The following is a 19334-nucleotide window of genomic DNA, read 5'->3' as shown; positions in this document are numbered from 1 at the left end:
TTCTCGGTTAGTTTTTCTTCGGATTGAGCTTCTCGGCGGGAATGCGCACGCTCATTTCCGCCTTCTTCGGTTCCACGAACATCGCCAGAGCGAACATCGCGCCATAGGCAACGCCTGCAAGAACCGCCAGCGTCACGACAAAGCGAAACAATGTCGGCATTCAGTTTTTCGCCCGTCTTCTTGTTCTGCGTTTTCCAAACCCTGTGCCCTTATGGGACGCCAATCCGGGCAATTCAAGGACGAAGGGTTTGTCGACGAAGGTTCCGGGTGGAAAGTCGCGCGATCCGCTCCGCTTGCGGCGCCGTGCTTGACGCAAACAGGCTTTTGATGTCGATACGGCGCAAAGAGGGTTCCGCATGAACGCGCTACCAGCAAATCCGCCGGACGAAGGCCGTGCCGCGCTGCTCGAGCAGCTCGGCAGCCGGTCGATCGTCTTTGTCGGGCTAATGGGCGCCGGCAAGACGGCGATCGGCCGCAAGGTGGCGGCGATGCTTTCGCTGCCCTTCATCGACAGCGACCAGGAGATCGAGAACGTTTCGCGCATGACCGTGCCGGAGCTGTTCGAGCGCTATGGCGAGCCGGAGTTCCGGGCTCTGGAGCAGCGGGTGATCCTGCGCCTGCTCGAAAACGGCCCGCAGGTGCTGTCGACCGGCGGCGGCGCCTTCATGAACGCGCAGACGCGCGAGGCCATTTCCAGCCATGGGATATCGGTGTGGCTGAAGGCCGATCTCGATCTCTTGATGGAGCGGGTCTCGAAGAAACAGAACCGTCCGCTGTTGAAGAATCCCGATCCGCGCGGCGTGCTGGAGCGACTGATGAGCGAGCGCTATCCGGTCTATGCCACGGCCGACATCACGGTCCCGACCCGCGACGACCGCAAGGAAGTCATCGCCGGCGAAGTGGTGTGCGCGCTTTGTTCCTTTCTCGGGATCGCCGCCATCGCGACCAGCGACGAGGTGGACCCGTGAGCCATACTGAGCCAGTGAAGGTCGAGGTCGGCCTCGGCGACCGTGCCTATGACATTTTGATCGGCCCCGGCCTGCTCTCCGGCGCCGGAACGGAAATTGCGGACCGCCTTCCCGGCACGCGCGCGGCCATCGTCACCGACGAGAACGTCGCCGCCGCGCATCTCGAAACGTTGAAGGCCGGCCTGGAAAAGGGCGGCATCCGGGCGGCCGTCATCACGCTGCCGGCCGGCGAAAAGACCAAGAGCTTCGCTCACCTCGAAGAGGTCGTCGACGGCGTGCTCGCCGCCAAGCTCGAACGCCGCGACGTGGTGATAGCGCTCGGTGGCGGCGTGATAGGCGATCTTGCCGGCTTCGCCGCCGGCATCGTGCGACGCGGGATGAACTTCGTGCAGGTGCCGACCTCGCTGCTGGCGCAGGTCGATTCTTCCGTCGGCGGCAAGACCGGCATCAACAGCGCGCGCGGCAAGAACCTGGTCGGGGTCTTCAACCAGCCAAAACTGGTGCTTGCCGACACCGGCGTGCTCGACACGCTGCCGATACGCGAGTTCCGCGCGGGCTATGCCGAGCTTGCCAAATACGGCCTGATCGACCGCCCGGGCTTCTTCGCCTGGCTGGAGGAGAACTGGCAAAAAGTATTCGCCGGCGGAGAGCAGCGGACCGAGGCCATCGCCGAGGCTTGCCGCGCCAAGGCTGATGTCGTGGCCCGCGACGAGTTCGAGACCGGCGACCGCGCGCTGCTCAATCTCGGCCACACTTTCGGCCATGCGCTCGAAGCCGCCACGAATTATGACGGCGCCCGCCTCGTCCATGGCGAGGGCGTCGCCATCGGCATGGCGCTGGCGCATCGTTTTTCCGCGCGCCTCAACCTGGCGAGCCCGGACGACGCGGAGCGCGTGGAAGCGCATCTTCGCGCCGTGGGCCTGCCCTGGCGCATGGCCGATATTCCAGGCGAATTGCCCGACGCCGAAGCGCTGCTTGGCTTCATCACCCAGGACAAGAAGGTCTCGCGCGGCGCGCTCACCTTCATCCTGACGCGCGGCGTCGGCCAGGCCTTCATCGCCAAGGACGTGCCGCCGTCGGAAGTGCTGTCCTTCCTCAAGGCGAGCCATCCCAATGGCTCAAGATGAGCCATTCCAGATGATCGACGCCGGTTGGATCGCCGCCGCCATCCTTGCCGCCATCGTCGTGCTGGCGCTTGTCTTCCTCACCCGCCTCTTCGCGGCGCTCGGCTATAGTCTGCAGCCGATCGAGCCGATGGCGCCCGAGGACGATCTCTCGGACGAGAACGGCGACGATCCCCGCCGCAACGGGCAGGCGCGCGAGGACCGCAACCGGCTGGGCGAGCTTTTCGATCTCGAGGAGCTCGAAGTGTCGGATGTTATGGTCCATCGCACCAACATGCGCTCGGTCAATGCCGACGATCCGCCGGAAATGGTGGTGCGTGAGATCCTGCAGAGCCCGCACACGCGCATGCCGCTCTGGAAAGGCTCGTTCGACAACATCGTTGGCGTGCTGCACGCCAAGGATCTGCTCAGGGCCCTCAACGAGGTCGGCAACGACTTTTCCAAGATCGACGTGACGAAAATAGCGTCGAAGCCATGGTTCGTGCCCGACACCACCACCTTGCAGGACCAGCTCAACGCCTTCCTGCGCCGTAAGGCGCATTTCGCCATCGTCGTCGACGAATATGGCGAGATGGAAGGGCTGGTGACGCTGGAAGACATCATCGAGGAGATCGTCGGCGAGATCGCCGACGAGCACGATGTCGACATGCAGGGCGTCAAGCAAGAGGCCGACGGCTCGGTCGTCGTCGACGGCACGGTGCCGATCCGTGACCTCAACCGTGCGCTCGACTGGGACCTGCCGGACGAGGAGGCCACGACGATCGCCGGCCTCGTCATCCATGAGACGCAGACGATCCCCGAGGAGAAGCAGGCCTTCACCTTCCACGGCAAGCGTTTCGTCGTGATGAAGCGCGACAAGAATCGCATCGCGAGATTGAGGATCCGGCCCGCCGGCGAGGGCTAGTTGCCGGGCACAGAAATCTTGACCGGGTCGGCTATGTTGCGTTGGCAGGTCGCATACCTTGGAGATTGGCCGAAACACCCATCGCGATCGTCATCCTTGGGCGGAGCGGGAAGCGAAGCGTACCGCGTAGACCCAAGGATCCATTCCGTTACATATGAGCGTTGCAGCGGTACAGAATTCTGCTCCGCTGCCCTCTTCGATCAAGGTAACGGAATGGATCCCAGGGTCTCCGCGACGGAGCTTCGCTCCTGCTTCGCCCTGGGATGACGAGGTTGGGAGGCTTCAGCCAATCCCCAGCGTCTGCACTGATTTACGGAAATGAACGGTGAAAATCTCGCCCATCGACAAATGGCAACCGTTCAGACCCCTATGTCGAGGAATTAGGCGGCTCAAAGTTCCTTTGTCGAGCGCTCGCTGAGCATCGCGCCGGTTTCGCCGTCCATAGCCGCCAGGCTGACGTCGTAGCCCCAAAGGCTTCGGATATGGCGCAGGGTCGCGTCGCGGCTTTCGTCCTCGAGCAGGATGCCGTCCTTGACATTGTGCTGCAGCCGCAGATGCCGGTCGCCCAACAGGTCGACGTCAACCACCTGGATGTCGGGCCTGGTCGCCCCCACGTCGTAGCTTTGGGCCAGCGCGGACCGTATCTTGCCGTAGCCGCGCTCATTGTGGATCGAAGCGACTTCGTAGTGCGGCTCGTCGGCGCCGTCGGCCAGCACGAAGAGCCGCCATTTCCGGATCAGAGTCGGGCTCAGATACTGGCGGATGAAGGATTCGTCACGGTGGTTGGCCCAGGCGTCGAGCAGGGTGTCGCGCCAGTCGCCGCGGCCGGCGATGTCGGGAAACCAGTCGCGATCCTCCGCGGTCGGTGCGGTCGAGATGCGCTGGATGTCCTGCATCATGTCGAGCCCGAGGGCATAGGGATTGATGCCGGAAAAACGCGGGTCGTCGAAGGCCGGCTGGAAGACCACGTTCGAATGGTTGCGCAGGATCTCGAGCATGGCGCCTTCGCTGATGCGGCCGCGGTCGAAAAGCATGTTCATGAGCGTGTAGTGGACGAAGGTGGCGCAGCCCTCGTTCATCACCTGGGTTTGCCGCTGCGGGTAAAAATATTGCGCAATGACCCGCACGATTCTGATGATCTCGCGCTGCCAGGGCTCAAGCACCAGGCTGTTCTTCTCGAGGAAGTAGAGCAGGTTCTCCTCGGGCAGATTGAGCGATTTCTTCCGCTCGGCAAAACCCGCGTCCTCGGCTTCCGGCTTGTTCTTTCCCTGCGAGGGGGGCAGCGTGCGCCACAAATCATTGTAGGAACGCTCCTCGTATTCGAGGCGTTCGCGAAGCCCTTCGCGCTGCTGCTCCGACGACAGCTTCGGCGGCCGATGGTAGCGGAAGACGCCTTGTTCCATCAGCGCGTGGGCGGAATCGAGGACCGCCTCCACGGCCGCCGGGCCATGCCGTTCCTCGCATCGGGAGATGTAGCTCTTGGCAAAATCCAGATAGCTCAGGATGCCTCCGGCGTCCGTCCATTGCCGGAAGAGATGATTGTTCTTGAAGAAATGATTGTGCCCAAGCGCGGCATGAGCGGTCACCAGGGCCTGCAAGGCCATGGTGTTCTCTTCCATGAGGTAGACGATGCAAGGGTTGGAGTTGATGACCAGTTCGTAGGCCAAACCGCGCGCGCCCTTGCGGTAGAGAAGCTCGTTGTAAAGGAAATGCTTGCCGAATGACCAATGCCGATACATCAGCGGCATGCCTACCGAGGAATAGGCGTCGAGCATCTGCTCGGAGGAAATGACCTCCATCTGCACCGGATAGATGTCGAGGCGAAGTTCTTCGACCCCGATCGATTCGATCTCTTCGTAGGCCCGCGACAGTTTCTTGAAATCCCAGTCGGCTCCAGAAAAAAGCAACTCGGATTTGCGCGCCTGACTGACCATCGGCCTCTGTCCCATCGGCCCCTGTCCCTTCGGCCTATGCCCTCACGCGCTCTTGCGCAAGGCGGGTTGCCTGGCGAAAAGCTCGCGAAAGACTGGATAGATATCGGCCGGAGCAGCGATGCGCCTCATCTGGAAGTTCGGCCATTTCTCGTCGATGGCGCTGTAGGCGCGCCACAGCGACGTCCCGTTTTCGGTCGAGCCGAAAATGTGGCTTTCCCGCTCGTCGATGATCTCCACATAGGCGAAATACTGGCAAAGATGCATCAGCCTGCGGTCGAGCAGTTCTATGCAGCGTTCCGAGTCGGTGGCGAAGTTGTCGCCGTCGGAAGCCTGGGCGGCGTAGATGTTCCATTCGGCGACCGGATAGCGTTGCTCGATGATGCGGTGCATTTCCTCGAGCGCCGTGGAAACGACGGTGCCGCCGCTTTGCGTGTGGTAGAAGAATGTATGCTCGTCCACCTCCTGGGCTTCGTGGGTGTGGCGAATGAAGACGATCTCGGTGCGATCGTAGCGCCGCGTCAGGAACAGATGCAGCAGCACGAAAAAGCGTTTGGCCAGATCCTTCTCGCGCTCCCCCATCGATCCCGACACGTCCATCAGGCAGAACATGACCGCGCTGGCATTCGGCACCGGCTGGGGGTCGAAGCGATTGAACCGAATGTCGACCGGATCGACATAGGCAATTCGCCTGCGCCGCCGTTCAAGGCGCTCAAGATCCTTGCGCAGGGCCGCGATGCGGTCGCGTGCTGCCCCGTTTGGCGGTTTCGATTCCAGTTCGGCCAGTTGCCTGGCAACCGCGTCCAGTTCCTCTTGCTTGGGCCGCTTGAGCGCGATGCGGCGCCCGTGGCTGTTGCGCATCGTGCGCCCGACATTGATGTTGGTCGGCGCGCCGCTTGCCGTGAAGCCCGCCCGCCTCGGCTTGAAGCTCAATATCTGCTTCAGGCTGAGCTTGACCAGATCGGGCAGTTCGAGATCCTCGAAGAAGAGGTCGAGCACTTCCTCACGCGACAGCACAAAGCGGAAGTCGTCTTCGGATTCGGTGGTCCCCGGACCCGAAGGGCCCGTGCCCCCGCCGCTGGGCTTGGGGATCAGGTCACCGGGGCTGAACGACCTGTTGCCGGGCAGGATATGCTGGCGCCGTCCGCTGTCCTTGGCGCCGCTGAAGGTCGGCTCGCTGGTGCCCTTGCGAGGCATCGGCACGGCATGCTCCCGGTCGAGCTCCGCGATGCGGCCTGTGCGGACGTGGTCGCGAATATTCCGCTTGAGCTCTTCCCGCGCGCGCCTCAGGAAGCGCTGACGGTTGCCCAGGCTTTTGTCCTTCGGGTTCAGGCGGCGGTCGATGAAGATCGGCATGGAACCGTCCCGGTTTTGCTCAGCCCGCCTTGTTCACGCGCATGTACCAGTCGACCAGCCGGCGCACCTGCCGCTCGGTGTAGCCGCGTTCCACCATGCGCTGCACGAATTCATTGTGCCGCTTTTCCGTGACGCTGTCCTGCTTGGAGCCGAAACTGATCACCGGCAACAGATCCTCGACCTGGCCGAACATGCGCTTCTCGATGACCTCGCGAAGCTTTTCATAGCTTGTCCAAGACGGGTTGCGGCCATGGTTGCGAGCCCGGGCGCGCAAGGTGAATTTCACCACTTCGTTGCGGAAGTCCTTGGGATTGGCGATGCCGGCCGGCTTCTCGACCTGCGACAATTCCTTGTCCAGAACCTCACGATTGAGGATCTGCCCGGTATCGGGGTCTTTGTAGTCCTGATCCTCGATCCAGGCGTCGGCATAGGCGATGTAGCGGTCGAAGAGGTTCTGGCCGTACTCGCTGTACGATTCCAGATAGGCCTTCTGGATCTCATGGCCGATGAACTCGGCATAGCGCGTTGTGAGCTCCGACTTGATGAACTCGAGATAGGCGGCTTCGGTCTCTTTCGGGAATTGCTCGCGCTTGATCGCCTCCTCGAGGATGTACATCAGATGCACGGGATCGGCGGCCACCTCCTTGGTGTCGTAATTGAAGGTCTGCGACAGGATCTTGAAGGCGAAGCGCGTGCTGACCCCGGTCATGCCTTCGTCGACGCCCGCGGCATCGCGATATTCCTGGACCGACTTCGCCTTCGGGTCGATTTCCTTGAGATTCTCGCCGTCATAGGCGCGCATCTTGGTGTAGAGCGGGGAGTTCTCGTGCTCGGCAAGGCGGGTCGAGACGGTGAAACGGCTCAAGATGTCCAGCACTTCAGGCGCGCAGGGGCTGTTCGCCAGATCGCTTTCGCGCAGCAGCTTCTCGTAGATTTGCCTTTCTTCGGTGATGCGAAGGCAATACGGAACCTTGACCACCAGGATGCGATCGAGGAAGGCCTCATTGTTCTTGTTGTTCTTGAACTGCTGCCATTCCGATTCGTTTGAATGGGCAACGACGATGCCCTGATAGGGGAAGGAGCCGAAATTCTCGGTGCCGTTGTAGCTGCCTTCCTGGGTTGCCGTCAGCAACGGGTGCAGGACCTTGATGGGCGCCTTGAACATTTCGACGAACTCGAGCAGGCCCTGCGTAGTGCGGTTCAAGCCGCCGCTGTAGGAATAGGCATCCGGATCGGACTGGCTGAAGTTCTCCAATTGCCTGATGTCGACCTTTCCGACGAGGGCCGAGACGTCCTGATTGTTCTCGTCGCCGGGCTCGGTCTTGGCGATGGCGATCTGGCGAAGCCGCGACGGCAGGAGCTTGACCACGCTGAATTTGGAAATGTCGCCGGAAAGCTCGTCCAGGCGCTTGGCCGCCCAGGGCGAGATCAGCCCATTGAGCCGACGGCGGCTTATTCCGTATTTGTCTTCCAGCAAATCGCCCATCCGGTCGGGATGGAAAAGGCCGAGCGGCGATTCGAAAACGGGGCTGATCTGGTTGCCGACCTTCAGCGTGTAGATCGGGCGCTGCTCCATCAGCTTCTTCAGCCGTTCGGCGAGCGAGGACTTGCCGCCGCCGACCGGGCCGAGGAGGTAGAGGATCTGCTTGCGCTCCTCCAGCCCCTGCGAGGCGTAGCGGAAATAGCCGGCGATGCGCTCGATCGTATCCTCCATTCCGTAGAAATCGGAAAAGGAGGGGTACACCTTCACGGTGCGGTTCGAGAAAATGCGCCCGAGCCGCTCGTCCTTGCTGGTGTCGACCAGGTTCGGCTCGCCGATTGCCTCGACCATCCGTTCGGGTGCCGAGGCATACATCGACTTGTCCTCTCGGCAGCCAAGCAGATATTGCTGGAGGCTCAACTCTTCCTGGGCTGCGTTGGAATAAATCTCCGAAAACAGATCGAAGACGTCGGATTGGTTCTCACGCATGATATTGTGCCCTCAGAGCCGCTCTGGCTTCCAGTCGGCCAAGTCGGCCCGTCTCGTATTCAACTGCCGGAAAGCATTGTGGTTCCCTCACATGAAGGAGAGCGTCTGCAATCGGGCATCGACGTCTCAAAGCACCCGACTCAGACGGAATGCTCACCTGTTATATTTAGGTGGTGATAGCCGGGAGAGCTTCAAGGAGAATCTTGGTTTTTCCCCCACTTACATGTCGTGGTCGGGAACATAGAGGCAGAACGAGTGCCGGGAATTTGCGTCGCCGCCGGGCTTGCACTCGTGAAAGAACTCGTCGCCCGAGCGCTTGATCCGACTGTCGGAGTAGGGAATGAGCTCTCCGGTGGAGAGCTGGTAGCCATATTTCGTCTCCTTCACGTCGGCCGTGGGCGCCTGGTAGCAATCCATCCCCGAGCAGCATGAGCTGTCGTACTGCCAGCCCTTGGGAGCCTGATGCGCGGCGGCGGGACCGGAAAGGAAAGCCGCGAGCGCAATTGCGGGAAACAGCCGCAGAAGCCGCAAACTGCCTGGGCGCCCGTTACGATGCGCGGCTGGAACTCGATACGTCTTCTTCATGGGTAATCACCGTTCGGAAAGCACCGGCTGAGGGCGTCGGTGGTCCGGTCTGACTAGCAATCCGCCCGGCAATCAAAACTGCCAGACTAGGGAAATGTTCCATGGTCCGCCCAGGCGGCTGAGTTGCGCGCCGGCGCATTCGACGGGCGAAAGTTGGCCAACTGTTGACGAGCCAATCGTGCGGCCGATGAACAATCCTTAACTGGACGCCCGCCGCGCTCGCATGCACTCTTTGCTGGCGCGGTCGGGGCCGAGGGGGGTCAGGGCGGGATGGGTGGTCAGGAGATGACGATGATCGATCGGCGACATTTTGTCCTTGTGTCCGTTGCCGCGCTGCTGCCGACAGGTGCGCAGACAGCCTGGCGCCTGCGCCGGCCGCCGCAGACGCTCGACTATGGGCCGGCCAAGCTCGACGTCTCCGCACGCGACGGCGCCAAGGGCGATCCGGTCGTCTTGTTCATCCATGGCGGCGCCTGGCGGCTCGGTAACCGCAACAATGTCAACGCCAAGCCGGGCTTCCTGCTCGCCAACGGCTTCCTGTTCGTCTCTATCGACTACCGCATGCTGCCCAAGGCGGATGTCGCCACCCAGGCGAGCGACGTCGAGAAGGCCTATGCCTATGTGCGGGCCAATATCGCCAAATATGGCGGCGATCCCGACCGCATCGTGGTGATGGGCCACTCGGCCGGTTGCCATCTCGCGGCGCTGACGGGGTTTCGCGGCGGCTTGCCGGGCGCCGCCGGGCTGGTGCTCGACGATACCGAAGCCTATGACATCGAGGCTCTGGCCAAGGCGCAGGGCGGCACGCTGCGGCCGATCTACGCGCAAGCCTTTTCGGATCCAAGCCAGTGGCGGGCGCTGTCTCCGGCGACCTATATCGGCAAGGACAAGCAGCCGCCTGTCTTCATCGCCTATTCGAACGCGCCGATCCGCGCGGCCGTGGCGCGTGATTTGGCGGATCGGCTGCGGGCAGGGGGCACCAAGGTCACGCTGTTCGACGGCAGCGCCTATTCGCACATGGCGATCAACCGCCGCGTCGGCGAGGATGGCGATGCGCTGACCGCCGCGGTCATGGCTTTCCTGAAGGCGACGGTCGCCTGAACGCCGGCGAAACCGGATCACGTCAAAGTCGGTGGAAGCGGCCGCGCCGGCACGTTCGAACGTTTCGACGCGCTGCTCGAAGGCGCGCTGTCGCGCCCGGGGCTGTTCCTCATCGAAGCGGTGGCCAGGCACGCTGCGACTAATTGTCGGCGCGGCGGTGCAACCTTTGGGGAGAAGGGGCGTTCGCGTTCTAGTTGAACGTCACCCCTGAAAGGTCTTGCCCGAGATGATTGATAAACGCGCGCAGGCGACCCTGATGGCCGCATTGTTGCTCGTCATTGGGTTTGCTGCCTGGCCAACATATGCTGCCGAGCCAGCCTTGAAGAATGCCCGGCTGATCGGACGGTTTCTCGACACCGGCGATCAAGCGGTTTTCGAGTGGCCCGGCAGCGCGATCGAGTTCGCGTTCGAGGGCAGTTGGCTGGACGTCGTGCTTGACGACCGCGGCAAGAACAGCCTGGTGCTGGATGTCGACGGCAGACTGTCCCGGATCGATCTGAAGAAGGGCTCCAACACCTACCGTCTCGTCGCGAGGCAGGGCGCGGGTCGCCACTCCGTCCGGCTCGTGCGCCGTACCGAGGCGTTTTTCGGAACCACCACTCTCAAGGATGTGCGCACCGATGGCACGCTTCTGCAGCCTGAGCGGAAGAAGCGCAGCCTTTTGGTGATCGGAGACTCGATTTCCGCCGGTTACGGCATCGAGGGCAAGGACGCAAAATGCAAGTTCAGCGCCGATACGGAAAACCAGTACCTGACCTATGCCGCGATCGCGGCGCGACGCTACGATGCGGACGTAATCACCTTGGCCGCTTCGGGAAAGGGGCTCGTTCGCAACTTTCAGGGAGCCAAGGGGCGCACAATGGTGGATTTGTACGACCGGGTTCTGCCCTCGCGGCGGGATCGCGAAACGCTGCCCAAAACCGACGTCATCATCGTTCATCTCGGGACGAACGATTTCAGCGGCGGTGCCCGGCCCGCCAATTTTGCAGCCAGCTATGCCGAACTGCTGGCGAAACTGCGCGCCAATGCACCTGATGCGATGATCTACGCCGGGTTCGGGCCATTGCTAACGGGGGAGGACTTCGCCGCGGCGGACAAGGCAGTGGACGACGTGGTCAAGCAGCGGCGTGACGCCGGCGACAGCAAGACGGCGATGATCCGCTTCACCGAACCGCCTGGGGCGTCGTTGCGCGGCTGCGACTGGCATCCCAACGAGGCCGGCCAGAAACGCATGGCCAATCAGCTTGAGGACCGGATCGAGGCGGACCTCGGCTGGACGCACACCCAATGAGGGCAGCATCCACGACTGGCTTGCAAGACGCCGGCGCGCCGCCGCGCGGGCCGTCCGTCCGTTCCAAACTGCTCGGCCTGCAGGTGCTGCGGTTTGTGGCCGCCTTTTTCGTGGTCCTGTTTCATCTTGGCGTCAGTTTGCAGGCCGAATTTGGAAACCGGACCAACATCTTTCGCAACGGAGCGGTTGGGGTCGACATCTTCTTTGTCATCAGCGGCTTCATCATCGCCTACACGACCGATCCCAAAACAGGCGCGCTGTATTTTGTCAGGCGTCGGCTTATGCGCATCGTCCCACTCTACTGGACGCTGACCGCGGGCATTGCGGTCCTGGCCATGCTGAAACCCGATCTGCTGAATTCGACGGTGGTCAACGGCGAGACCTTGATCAAGTCCCTGTTCTTCATCCCGTTCGCAAAAGCGAATGGAGCCGTGCAGCCGATCCTGTTTCTGGGTTGGACGCTCAATTATGAGATGTTCTTCTACGCCACCTATGCCGCGTGCTTGGCGCTCGGCCAACGCAGCCCGCTCGTGCCGGCCGCAATCATCGTACTTCTCGTCGCCGCGGTGAGTCTTGTGAAGTTGGATTATGTCCCGTGGCGGTTCTATACCAATCCTTTGATGCTCGAATTCGTGCTCGGCATCGGCCTTTACCTTCTTTACAGGCGCAGCCCCGCGATCTTTCACGGGCGCTCGTTGCCGATATTCCTCATGTTCGTAGCGGCTATGGCGTTGCGCGCGCCGCTGCTTGAAATCCATTGGCTGGTGGCCAACGGCATTCCGGCGGTCCTGCTGGTCGCCGCCGTCCTGCCATGGGCGCCGGCCCCGACGCCAATCGTCCTGTTCATGGTTCTGCTGGGGAACGTGTCCTATTCGCTTTATCTGTCGCACCCTTACGTGCTTCAACTCGCCGTCAAACTGATGCCGGACCACGCGGGGACTGCCACGCAGGTCCTGCTGGGCGGTGCCGCCTGCGTGCTTTCAATTGCCCTGTCGATCGTGCTGTATTTTGTGATCGAACGGCCGGCGCGGCTTGCCGCGCCTGTCCCGAAGCCACAATGACAGGGCTCGCTGCACTTACCAGCGGGTCTTCTCGCCGGGCGCGGCCGGCTCGATCGCCAGCGCGTGCACGCCGGCCTTCAGCTCGTCGGCAAGCAGCTGGTTGACGGCGCGGTGGCGGTCGATGCGGCTCATGCCGGCAAAATCCGGCGAGACGATGCGGACGCGGAAATGCGTCTCGCCGGTGCCGTCAAAGGTGGCGTGATGGCCCGACTCGACATGATGATGGCCGGCGTGAAGGTGGCTTTCGTTGATGACGGTGAGTCTTTCCGGCGAAAATGCCGCCTTCAGCTTGTTTTCCATCGTCGACTGTATGGACATCGGGCCTTCCCTTCACCACATCTGCGGCATAGCCGCAAAATCTCAATTTTCGACCGCTTTTAAGCCGCGATTCAGCGGTTAGGGCGATCATGGGCGAAATGTCAATTCTTGTTTCGCACTAGCGAACAGCCCATAAATGGGTGAGATGAAACCGTACCCCAAATATTTCGAGAAAATCCGCATTCGGCCGGAAAAGGATGCGGAGCTGAAGTCGCGCGCCCCGATCTGCCAGTGGGACGGTTGCAGCGAGGCGGGGACGCATCGCGCGCCGGTCGGACGCCTGAAGGAGGGCGAGTATTTCCGCTTCTGCTTCGAGCATGTGCGCGAATACAACAAGGGTTTCAACTATTTCTCGGGCGTGTCGGACAGCGAGATCGCCCGCTTCCAGAAGGAGGCGCTGACCGGCCACCGGCCGACCTGGCGCATGGGCGCCAATGGCGGCGGGATGCGTTCGGCGCCCGATTTCGCGCAGCAGCGTTCGGGGCGCGCCGGTTACTACAATCGCATGCGCGACCCCTTCAACCTGTTCGGCGGCGGAACGCGGGAGGTGCGCGAGCGCAAGGCAAAGCCGCTTGAGGCCAAGGCGCTGGAAACGCTTGGCCTTGATACAAAGGCGACTGGCAAGGATATCAAGGCGCGCTATAAGGAACTCGTAAAGCGCCACCATCCCGATGCGAATGGCGGCGACAGGGGTTCGGAAGACCGGTTCCGCGATGTGCTGCAGGCCTATCGCGTGCTCAAGCAAGCAGGATTGTGCTGAGCGACCCTACGGTCCGTGTCGTTTTCCAACTTACATAAGGTTGGAAAAGGCTCTAAGACCGCCCCCGAACAAAATCGATTGCCGGCGAAACGCGGCGTTTCGCCCGTGGAGACGTTGATAGTGATGAACAAGGTCGATCGCGACATCGCCAACCTGCCCGACACGACGGTGCCGGTGAAGGAGAAATTCGGCTTCGATTCCAAGATGGTGGTTCCCGCCTATTCGGTCTCGACCGAGCATGTGCCCGACATCGACCCGGACTACCTCTTCGACAAGGCGACGACATTGGCGATCCTCGCCGGCTTCGCCTACAACCGCCGCGTCATGGTGTCGGGCTATCATGGCACCGGCAAGTCGACGCATATCGAGCAGGTCGCCGCGCGCCTCAACTGGCCATGCGTGCGCGTCAACCTCGACAGCCATGTCAGCCGCATCGACCTCGTCGGCAAGGACGCCATCGTCGTCAAGGAAGGCCTGCAGATCACCGAATTCCGCGACGGCATCCTGCCCTGGGCCTATCAGCACAATGTTGCGCTCTGCTTCGACGAGTACGATGCCGGCCGCCCGGACGTGATGTTCGTCATCCAGCGCGTGCTGGAATCGTCTGGCCGCCTGACGCTGCTCGACCAGAGCCGGGTCATCCGCCCGCATCCGGCCTTCCGGCTGTTCGCCACCGCCAACACGGTCGGGCTGGGCGACACCACCGGCCTCTATCACGGCACGCAGCAGATCAACCAGGCGCAGATGGACCGCTGGTCGATCGTCACCACGCTCAATTACCTGCCGCATGACAACGAGGTGTCGATCGTGCTGGCCAAGGCCAAGCACTACCGCGACAGCAAGGGCAAGGAGATCGTCAACAAGATGGTGCGCGTCGCCGACATGACGCGCTCGGCCTTCATCAATGGCGACCTGTCGACCGTTATGAGCCCGCGCACCGTCATCACCTGGGCCGAGAACGCCGAGATCTTCGGCGATATCGGCATGGCGTTCCGGCTGACCTTCCTCAACAAATGCGACGAACTGGAGCGGTCGGTGGTCGCCGAATTCTACCAGCGCGCCTTCGGCGAGGATCTGCCGGAGAGCGCCGCCAACGTGGTGCTTGGCTAAGCGCGTGCCGGAAGGCTTGGCCTTTCGGGCCAAATCGCGCAGGGAATGATCGATGGCGGGTCCGGGCGACAACACGCGCAACAAGCCGAAGAACGGGTCTGAAGCCGACAGCTTCAAGCGCGCCGTCACCGTCTGCATGCGCGCGGTCGCCGGCGACAAGGACCTCGAGGTCGGCTTCGCCAAGGACCGGCCGGCGCTGGCGGGAAACCGCGCCCGCCTGCCCGAACTGCCGAAGAAGGCGTCCCGCACCGACATCGCGATCACCCGCGGCATCGGCGATTCCATGGCGCTGAAGCGCGCCTGCCACGATCAGCGCATCCACACGAAGCTGGCGCCGGAAGGCAAGCTGGCGCGCGCCATCTACGACGCCGTCGAACAGGCGCGCGTCGAGGCGATCGGCAGCCGCGCCATGCAGGGCGTGGCCGACAACATCGGCTCGATGCTCGAGGACAAATACGCCAAGGCAAACCTCGTCGACGTCAGGGACAAGGCCGATGCGCCGCTCGAGGAGGCGGTGGCGCTGATGGTGCGCGAGAAGCTCACCGGCCGCCCCGTGCCGAAGAGCGGCGAGCGGCTGGTCGATCTGTGGCGCCCCTGGGTCGAGGAGAAGGCGAGCGCCGATCTCGACGGCCTGTCGTCCAAGCTCGATGATCAACAGGCTTTCGCCCGGATCGTGCGCGACATGCTCGTCTCCATGGAAATGGCCGAGGAGCTCGGCGACGACCAGGAGACCGAGGACTCCGAGGACAACGAAGAGGACGAGCAGCAGGGCGAGGAGCAGAGCGAGGAGGGCGGCGAGGACGATTCCGGCTCCGAGCAGTCGCAGTCGGAGGATGCCGAGGCCTCCGCCGACGAGGAGGACTCTGCCGAGACGGAGGCGACGGACGCCACATCCGACGACCTCTCCGACGAGGACGATTCCGACGCCGAGACGCCGGGCGAGGCGCGCCGCAACGACAATCCGTTCCTCAACCTGCCGAAGGAAATCGACTACAAGGTCTTCACCACCGCCTTCGACGAGACGGTCGGAGCAGAGGACCTTTGCGAGGAAGAGGAGCTCGACCGGCTGCGCGCCTTCCTCGACAAGCAGCTCGCCAATCTCTCCGGCGTGGTCGGCCGGCTCGCCAACCGGCTGCAGCGTCGCCTGATGGCGCAGCAGAACCGCTCCTGGGATTTCGACCTGGAGGAAGGCTATCTCGATCCGGCGCGGCTGGTGCGCGTCGTCATCGATCCGATGCAGCCGCTGTCCTTCAAGCAGGAGCGCGACACCAAGTTCCGCGACACGGTGGTGTCGCTGGTGCTCGACAATTCGGGCTCGATGCGCGGCCGGCCGATCACGGTGGCCGCGACTTGCGCCGACATCCTGGCGCGCACGCTGGAGCGCTGCGGCGTTTCGGTGGAAATCCTCGGCTTCACCACCCGCGCCTGGAAAGGCGGGCAGGCGCGCGAGAAATGGCTGAAGGACGGCAAGCCGCCGAATCCCGGCCGGCTCAACGACCTGCGCCACATCATCTACAAGTCTGCCGACCATCCGTGGCGGCGCGCGCGCCGCAATCTCGGCCTGATGATGCGCGAGGGCCTGCTCAAGGAGAACATCGACGGCGAGGCGCTGCTTTGGGCGCACAACCGGCTGATCGGAAGGCCGGAGCAGCGCAAGATCCTGATGATGATCTCGGACGGCGCGCCGGTCGACGATTCCACTCTGTCGGTCAACCCAGGCAACTACCTGGAGCGTCACCTGCGCGCGGTGATCGATCTCATCGAGACGCGCTCGCCGGTCGAATTGCTCGCCATCGGTATCGGCCACGACGTGACCCGCTACTATCGCCGCGCCGTCACCATCGTCGACGCCGAGGAGCTGGCGGGCGCCATGACCGAGCAATTGGCCTCGCTGTTCGACGAGGAAAGCGCGCGAGACGTGCGGCGCGGTGGCCTGCGGCGTACGGGATGATCTTCTCGCGGGGCGGGATACGGCAAGCGCTTCTCGCTTGCGTGTTGGCTTGCGCGTCGGTTTCGCCGGCATTCGCCGAGGCGCGCGCCCCGGTCGAGGCGATCGAGGTTTCGGCGCGGCCGATCACTGAGTTCCAAGTCGGTCATAACCAAAAGCTGTTCGGGCCGCTGGAATTCGTCGGCGGGCTGGAGATGACCGCATCCTCGCGCGATTTCGTCGCGCTGTCGGCCTTTCGCTTTCTCAAGCCCGGCGGCGATTTCATCGGTGTCGCCGACACCGGTTTCTGGTTTTTCGGCACCATCACGCACGATGCCGACAAGCGTCCCTCGGGCGTGTCGGATTTCCGCATGCAGCAGATGGTCGACGCTTCGGGCCGGCCGATCGAGGAGAAGTGGGAGGTCGATGCGGAAGGCCTCGCGGTCAAGGACGGCATCGCCACCGTCGGTTTCGAGCGCGAGCAACGCGTCGTCCAGTTCAAGATCGATCCGGACAATATGAAGGCGCCCTTCAAGACGCTCGACTATCTGGTGCCGGCCCGGGAGCTGCGCCAGAACCGCGGCTTCGAGACGGTCGCTCATGCCAATCCCCATGGCCAGCACGAGGGCGGCCTGGTCGTGGTCTCGGAAAAGAGCCTCGACAAGGCCGGCAACATCTATGCCGCCATCATCAAGGGACCGAGGAAGGGCGTCTTCACCGTCAAGCGCAACGGCGATTTCGACATCACCGACGGCGCCTTCCTGCCGGACGGCGACCTGCTTCTGCTCGAACGCAGCTTCTCGATGGCGCGCGGGGTGAAGATGCGGCTGCGGCGCATCTACGGCGAGAGCATCGAGAAGGGCGCGGTGGCCGACGGCCCGGTGCTGATGGAAGCCGATATGGGCTACCAGATCGACAATATGGAAGGGCTGGACGTCTGGACCCGCGACGACGGCGCGCTGATGGTGTCGCTGGTGTCGGACGACAACCACTCGATCCTGCAGCGCAATCTCTATCTGGAGTTCATTCTCCATCAGGATTGAGCAGCGCTCTATTCCTATTTCAGACAATCCCTGGAATTGATCCTCAGCGGACCTTGTAGATCTCGACGGGCTTGTCCGCCGTCGAGATCACCAATTCCAGCCAGTCGGGCACGTCTCGCTTCAGCAACCGCGCGGCCAGGCCCGTGGGAGCTTCGGCGGCGAGCGACATCTCTTCCGAATTGCCGCGGCATATGGCGACCAGCCCGACATGTTCGCGCTCGACGATGGCGCGGGCGGCGTCCGGCGTTCCCATGAAGGCGTCGAGCATGGCGAGGTTGCCGCCGACATTGCGATGGTAGGGGCCGGCCAACGCCCTGTGGCCGGTAAACATCACTATTGCCGAGCCGAGATTGGAAGACGCTAGCACCGTCGTCGCCGGCATGGCGGCCAGCTCGCTGAAGTCCGAAGCCTTGCTGCAGGTCAGCGCATGATCCGCATCGGAATTGACTCCTGTCGGCGCCTTTTGGACCACGGACTGCGCGGCGACCGCAACGCCCGCCCAGGTCGCGTTGAGCGACACCAGCCATGCCGCCGCGATGCGGAAGGAGATGCGCCATGACTGGGCGGCGCTCGCCTGCAGGCGAATCCCGGCGATCCAGGTCGAGAGCGGCAGCACCGCGAAGGCGACCGAGAAGGTCGAGCCGCGCACCTGCCAGAGGCTAACGACGAAAGCGACGACCAGCAGCACTGCGGCAAGGGCTTCCTCGCGGCGCAGGCGGCGGCTGCGCAGCTGAAGACCGATCAACAGGATCGCGATGAAGGGCGTCACATAGCGCGCCGCCATCAACTTCGGCTGGTTCACGGCAACGCTGAGGAAGGGCTGCGCCTCGACGACGTCGTTCAGCCAATAGGTGCGAACGCGCTCGTCGATGCCGGCATAGGGCGCTGCCAGGCATTGCGGGAAGAACAGGATCGCGACGGCCGCGACCGCCACGGCCAATGCGGACATCGAGACGAGCCGCGCCCTGGCCGTCGATTGCCCGGACAAGCCGGCAACCGCCGCCAGGCCGAAGCCGGACAGCGCCGCGATGACGAACTGAAAGGCCGAGAAGGCGTCGCACTGGGCTACGGCCCAGGCCGCCGGCGGTATGGTGGCGACAAGGACCAACGAGGCTGTTGCGGCAAATCCGATGCCAAAGCCGCGCGCGGTCAGGCGCTCCTTTTCATCGAGGATGAAAAGCACGGCGGCACAGGCGCCAAGTGCGGCCACATAAGGAGCGGTCTCCATGCCGACGGCCAGCGTGAGGCCCGCGCACAGCCCGGACAGAAGGGCTGCGGGCCGCCAGAAGGGAGCCTCCATCAGAAGCCAGAGACTGGCCGCCGTCAAAAGGAGCTGGACATTGTGATGGTCGAGCGTGCCGGGGCTGAAAACGCCGAGAAAGAACAGCGCCGCGGTCGCGAGCACCAGCGACGGCATCGCCACGTCCGCTCCCGCAAAACGCCGCGAGGCGCGCAGGATGACGAATATGGTGAGCCCATAAAGAGAGAGCGGCCAGATGATCTGCGCGGCTCTTTCAGCGGCGGCGGTGCCGGCGCCCAGCGCGTGGAAGGCGAGGATGATCAGGGCGATCGGCGTGTCGACCAGCCGCGACCAGTGCATGACGAAGCCGCCGGTCAGGCCCATCCTATATTGGTGGAGATCGAACCAGCCCTGGCCAGCCAGCAGGTCGCGAACCTCGACCAGCCTCAGCATGCTGTCGTTGTCGGGGCCAAGGTCCGCGATCGTCGGGAAGCCCGAGATCGCATTGATCGCCAGCACGACCAGCGTCGCGCAAAGCGCAAGCAGGAAGTCATGTTTCCAACCGGTGCCCTGGATGGTCATGCTGATGGCGAGGTCCTGGATCGTTTTCGCGATCCTGCACCAATGGCCGTAACAAAGCGTAAAG

The 19334-nt window shown here is 63.0% G+C and carries 17 protein-coding genes; 10 read left to right on the top strand and 7 right to left on the bottom strand.

Annotation, left to right across the window (positions count from 1 at the left end):
• Window positions 1-7 precede the first annotated feature (7 nt).
• Window positions 8-160 carry a histidine kinase gene (locus ABID26_RS26650; RefSeq protein WP_066990358.1) on the bottom strand — a complete coding sequence of 51 codons (153 nt, stop codon included), beginning with the start codon at window positions 158-160 and terminating at the stop codon, window positions 8-10.
• A gap of 196 nt (window positions 161-356) precedes the next feature.
• On the opposite strand from ABID26_RS26650, the gene ABID26_RS26645 reads away from it, so the two are divergent.
• From ABID26_RS26645 to ABID26_RS26635, 3 genes are read left to right on the top strand one after another with little or no spacing between them, the layout of a single operon-like run.
• On the top strand, window positions 357-968 hold the full coding sequence (locus tag ABID26_RS26645) for a shikimate kinase (RefSeq protein WP_292304848.1): 612 nt from the start codon (window positions 357-359) through the stop codon (window positions 966-968).
• Window positions 965-2095 (top strand): 3-dehydroquinate synthase, encoded by a 1131-nt coding sequence (aroB, locus tag ABID26_RS26640; protein ID WP_292345966.1) that lies wholly within the window; start codon window positions 965-967, stop codon window positions 2093-2095. Before ABID26_RS26645 ends, aroB begins: the two co-directional genes overlap by 4 nt.
• Window positions 2096-2105: 10 nt before the next feature.
• Complete coding sequence (locus ABID26_RS26635; RefSeq protein WP_126102521.1) at window positions 2106-2996, top strand: HlyC/CorC family transporter; 891 nt, start codon at window positions 2106-2108, stop codon at window positions 2994-2996.
• 389 nt (window positions 2997-3385) lie between these two features.
• Here the strand turns inward: ABID26_RS26635 and ABID26_RS26630 are convergent, their stop codons facing one another.
• From ABID26_RS26630 to ABID26_RS26615, 4 genes are all read right to left on the bottom strand, one after another.
• Window positions 3386-4930 (bottom strand): SpoVR family protein, encoded by a 1545-nt coding sequence (locus tag ABID26_RS26630; protein ID WP_292301002.1) that lies wholly within the window; start codon window positions 4928-4930, stop codon window positions 3386-3388.
• Window positions 4931-4972: 42 nt separating this feature from the next.
• Window positions 4973-6283, bottom strand: coding sequence for a YeaH/YhbH family protein (locus tag ABID26_RS26625; RefSeq protein WP_292300996.1), 1311 nt, complete (start codon window positions 6281-6283; stop codon window positions 4973-4975).
• Between the two features lie 19 nt (window positions 6284-6302).
• Window positions 6303-8252: a PrkA family serine protein kinase gene (locus ABID26_RS26620; RefSeq protein WP_292300994.1), complete on the bottom strand. Its 1950-nt coding sequence runs from the start codon at window positions 8250-8252 to the stop codon at window positions 6303-6305.
• A gap of 219 nt (window positions 8253-8471) precedes the next feature.
• Window positions 8472-8837, bottom strand: coding sequence for a hypothetical protein (locus ABID26_RS26615; protein ID WP_126097639.1), 366 nt, complete (start codon window positions 8835-8837; stop codon window positions 8472-8474).
• A 291-nt stretch (window positions 8838-9128) separates the two neighbouring features.
• On the opposite strand from ABID26_RS26615, the gene ABID26_RS26610 reads away from it, so the two are divergent.
• From ABID26_RS26610 to ABID26_RS26600, 3 genes are all read left to right on the top strand, one after another.
• Window positions 9129-9938 carry an alpha/beta hydrolase gene (locus tag ABID26_RS26610; RefSeq protein WP_292372929.1) on the top strand — a complete coding sequence of 270 codons (810 nt, stop codon included), beginning with the start codon at window positions 9129-9131 and terminating at the stop codon, window positions 9936-9938.
• Window positions 9939-10164: 226 nt separating this feature from the next.
• Window positions 10165-11229 (top strand): SGNH/GDSL hydrolase family protein, encoded by a 1065-nt coding sequence (locus tag ABID26_RS26605; RefSeq protein ID WP_292373006.1) that lies wholly within the window; start codon window positions 10165-10167, stop codon window positions 11227-11229.
• Window positions 11226-12290 (top strand): acyltransferase family protein, encoded by a 1065-nt coding sequence (locus tag ABID26_RS26600; protein ID WP_354417028.1) that lies wholly within the window; start codon window positions 11226-11228, stop codon window positions 12288-12290. The genes ABID26_RS26605 and ABID26_RS26600 overlap by 4 nt, the downstream gene beginning before the upstream one ends.
• A gap of 15 nt (window positions 12291-12305) precedes the next feature.
• Here ABID26_RS26600 and ABID26_RS26595 read toward each other — a convergent pair whose 3' ends face one another.
• Entirely contained in the window at window positions 12306-12608 is a 303-nt protein-coding gene (locus ABID26_RS26595; protein WP_126097643.1) for a BolA family protein, read from the bottom strand.
• A 136-nt stretch (window positions 12609-12744) separates the two neighbouring features.
• On the opposite strand from ABID26_RS26595, the gene ABID26_RS26590 reads away from it, so the two are divergent.
• The 4 genes from ABID26_RS26590 (at window position 12745) to ABID26_RS26575 (ending at window position 17448) form a co-directional block, all read left to right on the top strand.
• The gene (locus tag ABID26_RS26590) at window positions 12745-13368 is read left to right on the top strand and encodes a J domain-containing protein (RefSeq protein ID WP_126097644.1); all 624 of its coding nucleotides are present in this window, start codon (window positions 12745-12747) and stop codon (window positions 13366-13368) included.
• 123 nt (window positions 13369-13491) lie between these two features.
• Entirely contained in the window at window positions 13492-14478 is a 987-nt protein-coding gene (gene cobS, locus ABID26_RS26585; protein WP_059187986.1) for a cobaltochelatase subunit CobS, read from the top strand.
• 52 nt (window positions 14479-14530) lie between these two features.
• Window positions 14531-16429: a cobaltochelatase subunit CobT gene (cobT, locus tag ABID26_RS26580; RefSeq protein ID WP_292372931.1), complete on the top strand. Its 1899-nt coding sequence runs from the start codon at window positions 14531-14533 to the stop codon at window positions 16427-16429.
• A complete protein-coding gene (locus ABID26_RS26575) occupies window positions 16426-17448 on the top strand; it encodes an esterase-like activity of phytase family protein (RefSeq protein WP_292372933.1) in 1023 nt (340 codons plus the stop codon). Before cobT ends, ABID26_RS26575 begins: the two co-directional genes overlap by 4 nt.
• Before the next feature lie 43 nt (window positions 17449-17491).
• Here the strand turns inward: ABID26_RS26575 and ABID26_RS26570 are convergent, their stop codons facing one another.
• Window positions 17492-19270 carry a GtrA family protein gene (locus ABID26_RS26570; protein WP_354417025.1) on the bottom strand — a complete coding sequence of 593 codons (1779 nt, stop codon included), beginning with the start codon at window positions 19268-19270 and terminating at the stop codon, window positions 17492-17494.
• Window positions 19271-19334 lie beyond the last annotated feature (64 nt).

The sequence above is a fragment of the Mesorhizobium shonense genome (genome assembly GCF_040545255.1).
Taxonomy (GTDB): Bacteria; Pseudomonadota; Alphaproteobacteria; order Rhizobiales; family Rhizobiaceae; genus Mesorhizobium; species Mesorhizobium shonense.
Note: the sequence above shows the minus strand (reverse complement) of the source record. Positions and strands in the feature narration are given on the sequence as shown.